11 protein-coding genes are annotated in these 14,300 nt (G+C 75.1%); 4 read left to right on the forward strand and 7 right to left on the reverse strand.

Translation table 11 applies throughout. From position 1 onward, the window contains the following. Positions 1 to 2: 2 nt before the first annotated feature. Positions 3 to 2,108 carry a type VI secretion system membrane subunit TssM gene (gene tssM, locus AC6H2I_RS00560; protein WP_497498530.1) on the reverse strand — a complete coding sequence of 702 codons (2,106 nt, stop codon included), beginning with the start codon at positions 2,106 to 2,108 and terminating at the stop codon, positions 3 to 5. An 8-nt stretch (positions 2,109 to 2,116) separates the two neighbouring features. After that, positions 2,117 to 3,391 carry a type IVB secretion system protein IcmH/DotU gene (gene icmH, locus AC6H2I_RS00565; RefSeq protein ID WP_497498531.1) on the reverse strand — a complete coding sequence of 425 codons (1,275 nt, stop codon included), beginning with the start codon at positions 3,389 to 3,391 and terminating at the stop codon, positions 2,117 to 2,119. A 244-nt stretch (positions 3,392 to 3,635) separates the two neighbouring features. Here icmH and AC6H2I_RS00570 point away from each other — a divergent pair, with 244 nt between their 5' ends. Then, complete coding sequence (locus tag AC6H2I_RS00570; protein ID WP_497498533.1) at positions 3,636 to 3,971, forward strand: STAS domain-containing protein; 336 nt, start codon at positions 3,636 to 3,638, stop codon at positions 3,969 to 3,971. A gap of 52 nt (positions 3,972 to 4,023) precedes the next feature. Here the strand turns inward: AC6H2I_RS00570 and AC6H2I_RS00575 are convergent, their stop codons facing one another. The 3 genes from AC6H2I_RS00575 to AC6H2I_RS00585 all read right to left on the reverse strand — a co-directional run bounded on the left by AC6H2I_RS00575 (position 4,024) and on the right by AC6H2I_RS00585 (position 7,110). Beyond that, entirely contained in the window at positions 4,024 to 5,013 is a 990-nt protein-coding gene (locus AC6H2I_RS00575) for a Tim44 domain-containing protein (RefSeq protein ID WP_497498534.1), read from the reverse strand. 259 nt (positions 5,014 to 5,272) lie between these two features. Then, positions 5,273 to 6,196, reverse strand: a complete 924-nt coding sequence (locus AC6H2I_RS00580; RefSeq protein WP_497498536.1) for a replication protein RepA — start codon at positions 6,194 to 6,196, stop codon at positions 5,273 to 5,275. Between the two features lie 362 nt (positions 6,197 to 6,558). Beyond that, entirely contained in the window at positions 6,559 to 7,110 is a 552-nt protein-coding gene (locus AC6H2I_RS00585; RefSeq protein WP_497498537.1) for a peptidoglycan-binding domain-containing protein, read from the reverse strand. Positions 7,111 to 7,350: 240 nt separating this feature from the next. Here AC6H2I_RS00585 and AC6H2I_RS00590 point away from each other — a divergent pair, with 240 nt between their 5' ends. Genes AC6H2I_RS00590 through AC6H2I_RS00600 form a run of 3 tightly spaced genes read left to right on the forward strand, consistent with a single transcriptional unit; the run spans position 7,351 to position 10,600 of the window. Further along, positions 7,351 to 7,851, forward strand: a complete 501-nt coding sequence (locus AC6H2I_RS00590; protein WP_497498538.1) for a MarR family winged helix-turn-helix transcriptional regulator — start codon at positions 7,351 to 7,353, stop codon at positions 7,849 to 7,851. Between the two features lie 24 nt (positions 7,852 to 7,875). After that, positions 7,876 to 9,021, forward strand: coding sequence for an HlyD family secretion protein (locus AC6H2I_RS00595; protein WP_497498539.1), 1,146 nt, complete (start codon positions 7,876 to 7,878; stop codon positions 9,019 to 9,021). A 19-nt stretch (positions 9,022 to 9,040) separates the two neighbouring features. Next, the gene (locus tag AC6H2I_RS00600; RefSeq protein ID WP_497498540.1) at positions 9,041 to 10,600 is read left to right on the forward strand and encodes a DHA2 family efflux MFS transporter permease subunit; all 1,560 of its coding nucleotides are present in this window, start codon (positions 9,041 to 9,043) and stop codon (positions 10,598 to 10,600) included. A gap of 14 nt (positions 10,601 to 10,614) precedes the next feature. Here AC6H2I_RS00600 and xdhB read toward each other — a convergent pair whose 3' ends face one another. Then, a complete protein-coding gene (gene xdhB, locus AC6H2I_RS00605) occupies positions 10,615 to 12,897 on the reverse strand; it encodes a xanthine dehydrogenase molybdopterin binding subunit (RefSeq protein WP_497498542.1) in 2,283 nt (760 codons plus the stop codon). Next, on the reverse strand, positions 12,897 to 14,279 hold the full coding sequence (locus tag AC6H2I_RS00610) for an FAD binding domain-containing protein (RefSeq protein WP_497498543.1): 1,383 nt from the start codon (positions 14,277 to 14,279) through the stop codon (positions 12,897 to 12,899). The genes xdhB and AC6H2I_RS00610 overlap by 1 nt, the downstream gene beginning before the upstream one ends. Positions 14,280 to 14,300 lie beyond the last annotated feature (21 nt).

The following is a 14,300-nucleotide window of genomic DNA, read 5'->3' on the forward strand; positions in this document are numbered from 1 at the left end:
CCTCACCGCCCCTGCCGCAACACCTCGACCGCCCGGGCGATCAAGGGGTCGTCGAGGGGGATCGCGGCGAAACCGATGTCGAACAGGGCGGCGAGGTGCTCGCCCAGCGCCCGGCGCGCCTCCTGGTTGGCCGGGCCGGGCAGCGTGCGCTGCCAGTCCGCGGCCATCCACGCCCCGACGACGGCGGCGTCCGCCGGCTCGCGCCCCCCCAGCATGAGGTAGACGCGCAACGCCGCCAGCAGGCGGTCCGGTTGGGCCCAGCTGGTGCGAAGCTGTTCCTCCAGGCGCAGCACCACCCGCGACAGGAAGACGCTGCGCACGGCCCGGCGGTAGACCGCGTCGGCCAGTGGGCCCAACCGCTCCCCCTGGTACAGGCCGCCGGCAAGGCGCCACGGCACCGGGGCGCCTTGCTCGCCATAGCCGGTGGGGAGCGCCCGCAGCGCGTCGAGCGCCGGCAGGACGGCGGCGAAATCGGTGTCGGCGACGCGGCTCAGCGACAGCGGCGGCGTGTCGAGGACGCGGATGCGGGCCTGCGCCGCGGTGGCGGCGCCGGCGACCCGGTCGATCAGCACACGGTTGGCGCCGTGGCCGTGCACCCAGACCGCGGCGAGGGCGGCGGTCGCCGCCAGGGTCCCGGCGATGGCGGCGCCGCGGCGGCGGCGTTGTCGCCGCTCCAGGGCGCGGTCGACCCCGGCCAGCCCGGCCTCGGCGAACACCACGTCGTGCATCAGCCGCTCGAGGAAGTGGCTCAGCCCCTCCTCCGGCGGCGCCTCCGGGGTCAGCGCCGGGCCGCTGCGCAGGGGGCCGAAGGCGGGCGCCATGCGGTCCACCACCGCCCCGCCCTGGGTGGCGCTGGTGAAGTAGACGCCGCGCAGCAGAAGCGGTTCGTCCTCCGGTCCGACGGCGAACACCCGCTCCAGCAGATCGGCGAGCGGCGCTTCCAGCCCGGCCATCTGCAGCGGCAGGGTGTAGGCGAGGCTGCGGCGCTCGACGTCCGGCTCCTGGTGCAGGCGGTCCAGCAGACGCTCGTCGAGGCGGCGCAGCAGACCAAGATAGGTGTCGCGGAACCACGCCGCCGGGCCGGTCGCCCCGGGGCCGTCGCCCAGCGGGAAGGTCAGGCCCCAGACCTGGCGCCGCTCCTCGGCGCCCAGCGTGTCGAAAAAGGCGGTGAAGCCGGCCACCAGATCGGCCTTGGTGCACACGAGGTAGACCGGCACGGTCTGCGCCAGGTTGCGCCGCAGCTCCTGCAGGCGCCGGTGCAGGGTGAGCGCGTAGGCCCGCCGCTCGCCATCGCTCCAGATCGCGAGGTCGGCCAGGCTGACGGTGACCAGCACGCCGTTGATCGGCTGGCGCGGCCGCTGCTCCTTGAGGAGATCGAGCAGGCCGATCCACACCCGGGAATCCACGGCGTGCCGGCTGTCCTGGGTGGTGTAGCGCCCGGCGGTGTCGATCAGCACGGCCTCGTCGGTGATCCACCAGTCGCAGGTCCGGGTGCCGCCGACCTGCTCGGGCACGGCGGGCGCAGCCGGGCGGCGCGCCCCGGCCACGGGCAGCGCCGTGGGGCCGCCGAGACCGGCCGCCGCCAGCGCCGTCGTCTTGCCGGAGCCGGGAGCGCCGATGATCAGGAACACGGGAAGCTGGTGCAGCGTGCGCCGGCCGCGGCGGCCGCGGAAGCGGGTGGCGTGCAGGCGCGCCATCGCCTCGCCCAGGCGGCCGCGCACGACCCCCATCTCGTCGAGCGTGGCGCGCCCGTCGGGGTCGTCGGGCGCGGCGCCGGCGAGGGCGGCAACCAGCCGCTCGTCGGACGCCCGCTCGCGCCGCTCCGCCCGCCACAGGGCGAACACCCAGAGCGCCAGCGCGGCCAGCGGCGCCAGCGCCCGGGCCGGCGCCTCGTCCAGCGGCCGCTGACCCGCGACCACCAGCAGCGGCCCCAGCTGCCACAATACCGCCGCCACCGCCGCGACCCCGGCCAGGGTGACGACGCGGCGCCCCCAGCGCCGCTGCGTCCGCGGCCCCGGCCAGGGCCAGGACCCCGGGCGGCGGCCCGGCGGGGATGGCGCGGCTCCGGCATCGGCGGGCGGCGGCGGGGAGAGCGGCAGGGACGGCATGGGAACGCCTATTGGGGATAGAGCAGCACGTCGACACGGCGGTTGGCGAGCCGGCCGTCGCGGGTGTCGTTGCTGGCGATGGGCTCCTCGGAGCCACGGCCCTCGGCGGCGACCCGCCCCGGGCCGAGGTGGCGCTCCAGGATGCCGGCGACGGCGCGGGCCCGCGCCTCGGTCAGCGCCCCGGCGCCGGAGAAGCGGACCGAGCGGACCGGCGTGGTGTCGGCGTGGCCCAGCACCATGACCGACCCGGGCACCGTGGCCAGGGTCTCGCCGAGCCGCTCGACCGCCGCCCGGTGGCGGGCGCGCAGCGCGTCGCTGCCGCCGGGGAACGGGGTGCCGCGCAGCCGCACGATCAGCGCGCCGTCATCCCCCGGCAGGACCTCCAGGGCGCCGGACCGGATCTCCGCCGCCAGCGCCTGCGCGATGCGGCTGGCCAGGGCGGGGGTCGCAGCGGGCGGCGGCGGCGGGGCGAGGCGGGCGACCTCGACGGGGCGGTCCGGCAGCAGGGTGGCGAGCCGCCGCGCCACGGGGTCGGCGTGCTCGCTCAAGGAGGCCGACAGGGTCAGGAACAGCCCGAGCAGCGCCACCGCCGCCGCCGCCGCCACGACCCAGGCGGGGACCTGGCGGGCGAGCGGGCGGAAGCCGCCGCCGCCGGCACGCCAGCCGGGGGACAGGGCGCGGTCGGTGGCGCCGCGGTCCCGCCGCAGCAGGCGGTAGAGGCGGTCGCGCAGATGGGCCAGCTCCTGCGCGCCGCGGGGCCGGCCGCGATGCCGGCCCTCGTAGCCCAGGGAAAGGCACGCATAGAACAGCTCGAGCTCGTTGCGGTGCAGATGCGGACTGCCGACCATGGTGGTGAGCAGGTCGAAGAACCGCCCGGACGCCGCCGGGTCGCTCTCGGTGGCGGCGACCAGCCCGCCGCCGGCCCACGGCGACGCGGCCCCCCAGTCGCTGGCCAGCACCACGTCGTCGAGGGTGGCGCACACCGCGAAACGGCCCACGCGGATCTCCTCGGCCGGCACCCCGGCCTCGGCCGCCGCCGCCTCGAACCGCCGGACCTCCGCCAGCACCCGGGCCAGCAGGCCGGCCGGGTCGGCCGGCGCCGGGCGGTCGCGCAACCGGCCGGCAAGGTCGAGCAGCGGCGTCGCGGCACCCAGCAGCGGGTTGCGCACGGCGCGGGCCAGCGCGGCGGCCGGCCACGGTGCGCGCGGCGGGGAGGGTGGCGCCGGCGCCCGCCCGCCGGCACGCGCCGTCTCCACCGCGGCCATGCCGTCCCCCCGCTCCATTCCCACCCCACCTCCGTGACCGGTTGCGCGCCGGTTCCGCCGTCCAGCGCAACGTATAGCAGGCCGGGTCCGGCGGGTCACCCGCGCCAGCCCCGGCGCGGCGGCACGCCGGGGCGCGGCCCCGCCACCGTCGCCGCTCCCGGCCGGCCGCCATGATCGGAGGAAGGACGTTTGCGCCGCAGTGTGCTATAGGGGCGGCAGAGGCTCGCGGGCGGCACGCCCCGGAGGAGGGAAAACACGCACCATGGACATTCAAGAAGAAACCCGTAACGGCATTCTCGTCCTGAAGCCGGCCGGCCGGATCGACAGCGGCACCGCCGGTGCGTTCGAAGGGCGGCTCGTGCAGGCGGTCGGCGAGGGCAACGCGTCGGTCGTCGTCGACATGGCGCAGCTCGCCTACATCAGCTCCGCCGGTTTGCGGGCGCTCCTCGTCGCGGCGAAGAAGGCGCGCCCGGCGGGCAGCCGCATCGTCCTGGCGGCCATGGCCGCGTCGATCCGCGAGGTCTTCGACATGAGCGGGTTCACGAGTTTGTTCGAGATCCACCCCTCGGCCGACGCGGCGATCCAGGCCCTGTCCTGATCGGGCGACCGCGACGGGGCCGGGCGCCGCGGGTGCGGCGCCCGGCCCGGCCTCAGCGGGTCTGCTGGATGGCCGACACCGACCACGTGCCGGCGGGAACACGCCGGAACGTCCACAGCTCCACCACCTCCACCGGCCGCTCGGCGTCGCCCTCGACGACGCGCTCCGACGCGCGCTCCACCGTCACGTCGCGCAGCGCGTAGCGCATCGCCACCGTCGCGTATTCGGCGTTGCCCTCGCGCCAGGCCTCCGCCAGGTCGCCCTGCAGCAGGCGGACGTCCGACACCCGGTTGACAACCCCGCGGTCGGCGTTGCCCGCCAGCTCCTCGGCGAAGTAGGACACCATCTCCGGCGTGGCGACACCGCGCAGGGCGTTGATGTCCTCCCGGGTGTAGGCGTCCTGCACGGCGCCCAGCAGCCGTTCGAACGCGTCGAAGTCGGCGGGCTGCACACCCAGCTCGTCGCTGGGCGCGCCCCGGCGCCGCGGGGCCGGGCCGCCCGCCGAACCGCGCCCGGCGGCGCCCCCCATGGGGCCCGTGGCGGGCGGGGCGGCGTCGCGGTGGCTTTGCGCCCCGGCGTAGGCCGGCTGCTGCCGGCTCTGGAACCAGCGCATGGCGAGACGGGCGACCAGCACCACCAGCAGGATCTGGAAGAGGAAGCCGAGCACGCCGGCCAGGCTCCCCAGGCCACTGAAGAATCCGCCGCCCATCAGCAGGCCGAACAGCCCGGCCCCCAGCAGGCCGCCCATCAGCCCGCCCATGAAGCCGCCCCCGAAGAAGCCGCCGCGCGCCGGCGTGGCCGCGGCGCCCGCCCGGGGGGCCGCCTGGGTCACGCCGGGCTGGGTGGCCGACCGTTCCATCGGCGCGGCGGTGGTCGGTGCGGTGCGGGTCGGCGCCGGCGCCTCGTAGGTGCGGGCGCCCCGGCTGCCAAAGCTGGAGCTGCGGCCGGCCCGCGCCTCGGCGGCGCCGGCCGCCAGAGCCACCACCAGAGCGACGGCGGCCGCGGCGGCCGCACGGGAGCCATTGGAGCGAAACTGGAGCATGGTTTTCCGTCGTGAGTGAGACAGCCCGGTCGGCGGGCGGACCCACCATATGGTGATACGCCGGTCGGGCTGTAAGGGTGTCAAGCGAGTCCCGCCCGGAGTTTCGTGGTGCGGTCGGCGATTGCCACGGCGACGCCGCGCCCCTCTTGGCGATCGCCGACCGGGCGGCGCCACCGCGGCCGGGCGGCGGCGCCCAGGGGCAGGCCTTGGCGATCGCCGACCGCCCCGCCTTGGCAATCGCCGACCGGCAGGCCGCCGCTCAGCGTGCGGCAACCATGCGTTCGGGAATGGGCGGCGGCGAGGGGTGGAGCAGCACGCCGGCCTCGCCGACGTCCACCCGCGCGGATTCGTAGACCGCCAGCGCCAGGTCGAGGGAGTCGCGGAACTCCGGCTTGAAGTGCTTCAGTGCCTTGTAGCCGCCGCCGAACTGGTTGTAGAGGGCGGCCCAGGTGACCGGGGTCGGCTCGCGCAGGACGTGCAGGCGGTAGGCCAGCCAGACATAGACGTCGATCGCCATGGAACAGCCGCCGATGTGGCGGATCGCCGGCTCCCAGATCGGCACCGGGGAGCGCTTCAGCGCGGCGAAGAACGTCTCCGAAAGCTGCACCGTCTCGCGCCACAAGGTGCCCTGCCCGTCGTCGTCGCGCAGCCGGATGCCGCCCGACACGATGCTCTCCTTGGCGAAGCCCTCCGCCCCGTTCTTGTCCCAGAAGAAGGTGAGACGGCACAGGTTGATGCGCGTCGCCTGCTCCTGTACGGCCTTGTAGGTGGAGCCGCCGGCCGAGACCCCCATGCGGTCGAGCCAGTCGTTCATCGACCGCCCCAGCTCGATCTCGCGGCTGTTGTCCTGGATGGCACGGGTCTGCAGGTAGAGCAGGATCAGCCGCGCCTTGGCGCCGTAGGGCACCCCGACATGGGTCAGCGTGCCGTCGCGCCGGCGCTCCTTGCCCGGCTCCACCAGCAGCGTCACCCGCCCCTGGTCGCGCCGCCAATCGGCGTCGGGCGCCAGCTTGCGGTGCGGCAGGCTGGTCAGGCAGAAGCCCGAATAGGTGATGCCCAGCGCGTTCGATTCGTCCTCGAGCACGGACGCGGCCACGTCGACGACGCTGGCGCGCCGCGGATCGACGAGGTTGCGGGCCTCGTGACGGCCATGCGCGATGATGAGCTGGTGAACGTCTCCCATGGTCCTCTCCCCTTTCCGGCATCCCATCATGCACAGGGCGGAAGAGTCCATTTGGCGATCGCCGACCAACCTATTTGCCCCTTTATTTGCTTTGAGTCTTTTTGCTTGGTCGGCGATTGCCTGGGGACAACACGAGTCGGCTCCGAGTCGCGCCCGAGTCGGCGTTCACCCGCGGTCGGCGATCGCCAAGGCCGCGGTCGGCGTCTGCCAAGCCGTTTGCGGGAAAAGCCACCGACTCGGGGCGCGGTCGGCGATTGCCAAGACCGAGGGGACGACTCCGGGCCGAAAGCCCGGAAACGGCGCCCGGAAACGGCAGCGGCGGTCGGCGATTGCCAAACCCCCGCCGCCGTCCCGGCCGTGGGTCAGCGGGTGGCCGGCGCCTCGCCGCCGCCATCCTCCACGTCGTTCAGCGAGCTGCCGCTGCCCTGGGGGGCCGGCAGCGAGCCGCCGCTGGTGGCGTTCGGCGTGGCGTCGCCGCGCAGGGAGGCCATGGTCCGGCTGTCGACCCGGCCGGTGGCGTCCATGCCGTTGGTCTGCTGGAAGCGGCGCACGGCGGCGCTGGTGTTCGGGCCCCACACGCCGTCGACGGCGAGGTCGTAGCCGCGGTCGTTGAGCGCCTGCTGCACCTCGCGCACCTGGCCGGCACTCAGGCCGGAGGTGCCGGAGGCGGCCATGCGGTCGCCTTGGCTGCCGGTCCACTCGCCGACCTTGTCGTCGATCGGCTCGTCGAGCTGCGAGCTGGCGGCCGCGCCGCCGACTCCGCCGACCACCGCGCCGATCGGGCCGCCCACCACCGCACCGGCCACCGCGCCGCCGGCGGCACCGGTCGCGCTGCGCTGCTCGGTCGTGTTGCCGCAGGCGGCCAGGGCCAGGGCGAGCGTGCTGGCGGCCACCATCATCGGAATCGTGCGCATGGGATCTGTCCCCCCGTTCGGTTGCGAACACGGGACACCGCGACCGTCCAACGGACGGCGCAGCCCCGGTTTTCGCCTCGATAACGCGCCCTCCCCGCGGCGGTTCCGGAGCGTCACCGCCTGCGCCGCCCGCGCATCGGCGCCACCCCTTTCGGATGAGCCGGCATGCGCATGGCAGACCGGCGCACCGCGCGGCATCATGAGCATCGCCATTATGAGCATGCTTATTATATTGACCTCATGATCGACACACCCCCGCCCAGCCTGGGCTTCCTGATCAGCGACGTGGCGCGGCTGATGCGCCGGCGCTTCGACCAGCGCGCCCGCGGCACCGGCCTCAGCCGCGCCCAGTGGCAGGCCCTGTTCCACATCGCCCGCGAGGAAGGGTCCAAGCAGGCCCACCTCGCCGAGTGCCTGGAGGTCGAGCCGATCACCCTGACCCGGCTGCTCGACCGCATGGAGGAGGGCGGCTGGGTGGAGCGGCGGCCCGATCCCAGGGACCGCCGCGCCCGCCGCCTCTACCTCACCGAGAAGGCGCGCCCGGCGCTGGCCGAGATGCGCGTGCTGGCGGCGGCCATCTACGACGAGGCGCTGGAGGGCATGAGCCCCGAGGCCCGCACCGCCCTGGTCGACGGGCTGCGGCACATGCGGGCCACCCTGTGCGCCCCCGCCCCCGCCGACCCAGACGCCACCACCGACCACGACGGCGACGTCGCCGCGCGGCCCACCGCCGCGCCCTGACCGGCGCCAACGGAGATTGCATCGATGACCACCACGGACCCCCAAGAGCCCGCGCCGCGGCGCCGGCCACGCGCCCGCCGTCTCGCCCTGATGCTCGCCCTGCCGTTGGCCCTGGCGCTCGCCGGCGGCTACCTCTGGGCCACCGGCGGACGCTACGTGTCGACCGACAACGCCTACGTCCAGCAGGACATCGTCTCGCTGGCCCCCGACGTCTCCGGCCGGGTGCTGGCGGTGGCGGTGGCGGAAAACCAGGCGGTGCGGGCCGGCGATCTGCTGTTCCGCATCGACCCGGAACCCTACCGGATCGCGCTGGACCAGGCCGAGGCGGTGCTGGCCTCGGCCCGCCTGCAGGTCGAGCAGCGCCGCGCCGACTACGCCCGCGCCCAAGCCGAACGGCGCGCCGCCGAGCACGACCTGGAATACCGCCGGCACGAGTTCGACCGCCAGGCCCGCCTGTCGAAGAACGGGTATGCCAGCCAGTCCGGCGCCGAGGAGGCCCAGAACGACCTCCAGGCCGCCCAGCAGACCCTGGCCAAGAGCCGCGAGGACGTCGCCGCGGCGCTGGCCGCCCTGGGGGGTGATCCGGAGATCCCGACCGACCGCCACCCGCTGGTGCTGGAGGCCGTGGCCGGGCGCGACAAGGCGCGCCTCGATCTCGCGCACACCGCGGTGCGCGCCCCGGCCGATGGCGTGGTCAGCCAGACCGCCCGACTCAATGTCGGCCAGTTCATGGCCACCGGCACCCCGGCGCTGAGCCTGGTGAAGAGCGCCACCGCCTATGTGGAGGCCAACTACAAGGAGACCGACCTGGCCGGCATGCGCCCGGGCCAGCCGGTGGAGGTGGAGCTGGACACCTACCCCGGTCACCCGCTGGACGCGCGCCTCGACAGCATCGGCGCCGGCACCGGGTCGCAGTTCTCGCTGCTGCCCGCCCAGAACGCCACCGGCAACTGGGTCAAGGTGGTGCAGCGCGTGCCGGTGCGGGTGCGCCTGGTGGAGCCCGCGCCGGAGTCGGTCACCCTGCGTGCCGGCCTGTCGGCCACCGTGGTGGTCGACACCGGGCACAGCCGCGGCCTGCCCGGGCCGGTGGGCACCGCGCTGTCGGCGCTGGGCCTGATCCCGGCCACCGCCCACGCTGCCCACGCCACCACCACCGGCGACGCCCGCTAGGGGTGCTGGGAGACCCATCATGGCAAACGCCGCCAGCGGAACCGTCCCGCCCGCCAGTGCCGGGACCGAGGCGCCGCACCGCCGGCTGATCACCGTCTCGATCATGCTGGCGACCATCATGCAGGTGCTGGACACCACCATCGCCAACGTCGCCCTGCCCAGCATGCAGGGCACGCTGGGGGCGGCCCAGGACACCATCACCTGGGTGCTCACCTCCTACATCGTCGCCGCCGCCATCATGACCCCGGTCACCGGCTGGTTGTCCGACCGCATCGGCCAGAAGCGGCTGTTCCTGGTCTCGGTGGCCGGGTTCACGGTCGCCTCCATGCTCTGCGGCGCCACCACCAGCCTGGAGGCGATGGTGCTGTTCCGCGTCCTCCAGGGGGTGTTCGGCGCGGCCCTGGTGCCGCTGTCCCAGAGCGTGCTGCTGCACATCAACCCGCGCGAGCGGGCCGGCCAGGCCATGGCGATGTGGGGGGCCGGCATCATGGTCGGCCCGATCATCGGCCCCACCCTGGGCGGCTGGCTGACCGAGACGCTGAACTGGCGCTGGGTGTTCTACGTCAACCTGCCGTTCGGCATCCTCGCCTTTCTCGGCATCCTCAGCTTCCTGCCCGACGACGAGACGCGCGAGCGCCCCTTCGACGTCGTCGGCTTCGCCCTGCTCAGCCTCGGCGTCGGCGCCCTGCAGATGATGCTGGACCGCGGCGAGCAGCTCGACTGGTTCGCCTCCACCGAGGTGATGATCGAGGCGGGGCTGGCCGCCACCGGCTTCTGGGCCTTCGCCGTCCACACCCTGACCGCCAAGCACCCGTTCCTGGAGCCGCGGCTGTTCCGCGACCGCAACCTGGTGACCGGGCTGGTCTTCATCTTCATCGTCGGCATCATCCTGCTGGCCAGCCTGGCCCTGCTGCCGCCGCTCCTCCAGAAGCTGATGGGCTATCCCGTGATCACCACCGGGCTGGTGATGGCGCCGCGCGGCGTCGGCACCATGGTCTCGATGCTGCTGGTGGGGCGGCTGGTGCGCACGGTCGACCCGCGCCTGCTGATCCTGAGCGGGCTCGGCCTCACCGCGTGGTCGCTGCACATCATGTCCGGCTTCAGCCTGGAGATGGACAGCACCCCGGTGATCCTCAGCGGCGTCGTCCAGGGGCTGGGCCTGGGGCTGGTGTTCGTGCCGCTCAGCACCATGGCCTTCGCCACCCTGGGGCCGCGCGACCGCACCGACGCGGCCAGCCTGTTCAGCCTGGTCCGCAACCTCGGCTCCAGCGTCGGCATCTCCGCGGTGTCGACCCTGCTGGCGCAGAACACCCAGATCAACCACGCCGAGCTGGCCGCCCACGTCAGCCCGTTCAACGCCGCGCTCGATCCCTACCTGTCGGCGCTGGCCGGCGCCGCCCCGGCCCAGGCCCTGGCCTCGATCAACGCCGAGGTGACCCGCCAGGCGGCGATGATCGCCTATCTCGACGACTTCGTCCTGATGATGCTGGTGACGCTGGCGGCGGTGCCGCTGCTTCTGCTGCTGCGCCGCCCCCGCCACGCCGCACCCGCGGCGGCACCGGCGGTGGCCCACGACTGAGCCACCGCCCCCCCTTACGCCGCGTCCAGGGCCATCAGCACGCGCTCCGGCGTCGCCGGCAGGTCGAGGGTGGGGGTGCCGGCGGCGTCCGCCAGGGCGTTCCACACCGCCGTCGCCAGCACCAGCGGCGGCTCGCCCACCGCCTTGGAGCGGAAGACCGTCCCGACCCGGGCCGGGGCGTCGTCGAGCAGGCGCACCTGGAAGGTCTCCGGCACGTCGCGCGAGCCGGGGATCTTGTAGGTGGACGGGCCCAGCGTGCGCAACCGCCCGGCGTCGTCCCAGCGCAGCTCCTCGCTGGTCAGCCACCCCAGCCCCTGCACGAACGCCCCCTCGATCTGGCCGAGGTCGACCGCCGGGTTGAGGCTGCGCCCGCAGTCCTGGACCAGCCAGGCGCCGGTGCAGCGGTGCTCGCCGGTCAGCAGGTCGACCTCCACCTCGGCGACCGAGGCACCGTAGGCGAAGTAGAAGTAGGGCTCGCCGCGCATCGCCGCGGCGTCCCAGTGCAGGCCGGGCGTCCGGTAGAAGCCGGTCGCCGACAGCGACACCCGCTCCTCGTGGCACAGCCCCGCCAGCTCGCCGAAGGCGAGGCGGCGGTTGCCGGCCGCCGCGGCGCCGTCGGCGAACACCACCTCCGCCGCCGCCACACCCCAGCGCTCCGCGGCGACCGCGGCCATGCGGGTGCGGATCGCCGTGGCGGCGGCGTGGGCGGCCCAGCCGTTGAGGTCGCTGCCGGTGCTGGCGGCGGTCGGCGCGGTGTTGGGAACCTCCGCCGTGCTGGTGGCGGTGACGCGCACCCGGTCCGCCGCCACGCCGAACACCTCCGCCACGATCTGGGCGACCTTGACGAACAGCCCCTGCCCCATCTCGGTGCCGCCGTGGTTCAGGCGGATCGAGCCGTCGGCGTAGACATGGACCAGCGCACCGGCCTGGTTCATGTGGCGCACCGAGAACGCGATGCCGAACGCCAGCACGAACGACCCCAGGCCGCGGCGGCGCGCCGGGTGGGTGGCGTTGAAGCGGTCCACCGCGGCGCGCCGCGCGTCCCAGTCGGACAGGGCGCGGGCCTCCGCCCAGACGCGGCGGATCATGTCGCCCTCCAGGGCCTGGCCGTAGGGGGTGCGGGTGCCGTTGGGGCCGCCCGCGAAGTTGCGCTCGCGCACCACCTCCGGCGCCAGGCCGAGGCGCCGGGCGACGTGGCGCACCACCTCCTCGGCCAGCAGCACACCCTGGGGACCGCCGAAGCCGCGGAAGGCGGTGTTGCTGACGGTGTTGGTGCGCACCACCCGGCCGTCGATCCGCACCGCCGGCACGTCGAGCACGTTGAGCGCATGGGTGACCGCGCGGCCGATCACCCCGCCGGACAGGTCCAGGACGTGGCCGCCGTCCGCCACCATCAGCGCGTCCACCGCCAGGATGCGGCCGGCGTCGTCGAAGCCGGCGTGCCAGCGGAACAGGAAGGGATGGCGCTTGCCGGTCGCCGCCATGTCGACGGCCCGCGACAGGCGCAGCTTGACCGGCCGGCCGGTGCGCCGGGCCGCCAGGGCCGCCGCCGCGGCGACCCAGGAGGCGTTGCTCTCCTTGCCGCCGAAGCCGCCGCCCATGCGCCGCACCTGGACGGTGACCCGGTTGAAGTCGCAGCCCAGCACGCGGGCGGCCACCTGTTGCACCTCGGTGGGATGCTGGGACGACGCGTGCAGCACGAGATCGCCGTCCTCGCCCGGCACCGCCAGGCAGACCTGCCCTTCCAGATAGAAGTGCTCCTGGCCGCCGCAGCGCAGCGCGCCGCTGGCACGGTGGGGTGCCGCCGCCAGCCCCGCCGCGGCGTCGCCCGCGGCGACCACCATCGGCGCCATCAGCAGGTCGCCGGCCGCCAGCGCCGCCTCGACGCTCAGCACCGGGGCCAGCGCCTCGACGTCGGCCCGCACCCGGGCCGCCGCCGCCAGCGCGGTGTCGCGGGTGGCGGCGACCACCAGCGCCAGCGGCTGGCCCCAATGGAGGATTCGGTCTTCCACGAACAGCGGCGCCACCGCCCGCGGCGTCGGCGAGGCGTCGTTGCGCCCGGGCACGTCGGCGGCGGCGAGCACCGCGGCCACCCCCGGCATCGCCAGGGCGGCCGCCGTGTCGAGCGCCAGCAGCCGGCCGTGGGCCACCTCCGACAGGACCAGCGCGGCGTGCAGGGTGCCGGGCGGCTCGGGCAGGTCGTCGACGAACCGCGCCGCGCCGGTGCAGTGGGCCAGCCCGCTGTCGTGGGGCATGGCCTGCCCGACGACGCGGGTGAGCAGGGTCGGCGTCTCCATCAGGCGGCCTCCTTGCCCGACCAGCGCCACCACAGGCGGCGCAACAGGTTGCCGGCGACCCGGCGGCGATAGGCCGCCGACGCCCGGTGGTCGCCGATCGGCGCGACCTCGCCGGCCAGGGCGTCGGCGGCGCGGTCGAAGCTGTCCGGCTCGACCGCGCCACCCAGCAGCGCCGCCTCGGCGGCCGGTGCCCGCGCGGCGAAGGGGCCGAGCCCGCCATGGGCGATGCGGGCACCGGCGATCCGCCCGTCCGCGACGGTCACGAGCACGCTGAGACCGACGATGGTGATGTCCTGGTCATGGCGGCGCGACACCTTCTCGCAGGCCAGCAGGGCGCCGGCGGGGCGGCGGGGAATCCACACGTCGCGGATAACCTCGCCGGCGCCAAGCGCGGTGCGCCGGTAGCCGGTCAGGAACGCCTCCACCGCGACGTCGCGTTCGCCGTCCGGGCCGGCCAGCCGGACCGTCGCGCCCAGCGCCAGCAGGGGCGGCAGCGCGTCGCCGATCGGCGACGCCGTGCCGAGATTGCCGCCGAGCGTGCCCAGCCCCCGGATCTGGCGCGACCCCAGCCGCCGCAGCAGGGCGGCCAGCGGGGCGAAATCCCCGTCCGCGTCGCACGCGGCCAGCAGCCGGCGATAGGGCACGGCAGCCCCCACCCGCAGCCCCGCCGCGGATGGCTCCAGCACCGCCAGCTCGGGCACGCCCTGGAGGCCGATCACCCGCGCCGGCCGCTCGCGGTGCTGGGAGAAGCGCAGGCCGAGATCGGTGCCGCCGGCCAGCAGCCAGGCGTCGGGATGGGCGGTGCGCAGCCCCACCAGCTCGGCCAGGGCGGCGGGGCGGTGGAACACCTGCCCGTCGGCCGTGAAGTCGACCGTCGGCGTGGGCACCGGCACCGGCACCGGCGGCGTCCCGGTGTCCTCGGGCAGCCGCGCGAAGGCCTCGACGATCGGCCGGTAGCCGGTGCAGCGGCAGAGGTTGCCGGCCAGCGCCTCGTGGACATCGCCGCCCTCGCGGGCGTGGGCCCAGGCGGTCATCACGATCCCCGGCGTGCAGAAGCCGCACTGGGTGGCGTGGGCGTCGGCGAGCGCACGCTGCACCGGATGGGCACCGCCGCCGGCGCCGCGCAGCCCCTCCACGGTGCGCACCGCGCGGCCGTGAAGCTGTCCCAGGGTCACCAGGCACGCGTTGACCGGCACCCGCCCGCCGTCGGCCTCCTCCAGCACCACGGTGCAGGCGCCGCAGTCGCCCTCGGCGCAGCCCTCCTTGGTGCCGGGAAGCCCGGCGGTCGCGCGCAGCCAGTCCAGCAGGGTGGTGGTCGGGGCGGTCCGCGGCGGCAGCACGCGGCCCTCCCCGTTCAGTTGGAACGCGATCGGCGCGGTCACGGGCGGCGTCCTCCTGCGCAG

The sequence above is a fragment of the Azospirillum sp. NS33 genome, assembly GCF_059703765.1.

What these genes read in the sequence shown, in the direction of transcription:
- tssM (WP_497498530.1), bottom strand. Translation starts at nt 2,108, where the DNA reads ATGCCGTCCCTGCCGCTCTCCCCGCCGCCGCCCGCCGATGCCGGAGCC.
- icmH (WP_497498531.1), bottom strand. Translation starts at nt 3,391, where the DNA reads ATGGAGCGGGGGGACGGCATGGCCGCGGTGGAGACGGCGCGTGCCGGC.
- AC6H2I_RS00570 (WP_497498533.1), top strand. Translation starts at nt 3,636, where the DNA reads ATGGACATTCAAGAAGAAACCCGTAACGGCATTCTCGTCCTGAAGCCG.
- AC6H2I_RS00575 (WP_497498534.1), bottom strand. Translation starts at nt 5,013, where the DNA reads ATGCTCCAGTTTCGCTCCAATGGCTCCCGTGCGGCCGCCGCGGCCGCC.
- AC6H2I_RS00580 (WP_497498536.1), bottom strand. Translation starts at nt 6,196, where the DNA reads ATGGGAGACGTTCACCAGCTCATCATCGCGCATGGCCGTCACGAGGCC.
- AC6H2I_RS00585 (WP_497498537.1), bottom strand. Translation starts at nt 7,110, where the DNA reads ATGCGCACGATTCCGATGATGGTGGCCGCCAGCACGCTCGCCCTGGCC.
- AC6H2I_RS00590 (WP_497498538.1), top strand. Translation starts at nt 7,351, where the DNA reads ATGATCGACACACCCCCGCCCAGCCTGGGCTTCCTGATCAGCGACGTG.
- AC6H2I_RS00595 (WP_497498539.1), top strand. Translation starts at nt 7,876, where the DNA reads ATGACCACCACGGACCCCCAAGAGCCCGCGCCGCGGCGCCGGCCACGC.
- AC6H2I_RS00600 (WP_497498540.1), top strand. Translation starts at nt 9,041, where the DNA reads ATGGCAAACGCCGCCAGCGGAACCGTCCCGCCCGCCAGTGCCGGGACC.
- xdhB (WP_497498542.1), bottom strand. Translation starts at nt 12,897, where the DNA reads ATGGAGACGCCGACCCTGCTCACCCGCGTCGTCGGGCAGGCCATGCCC.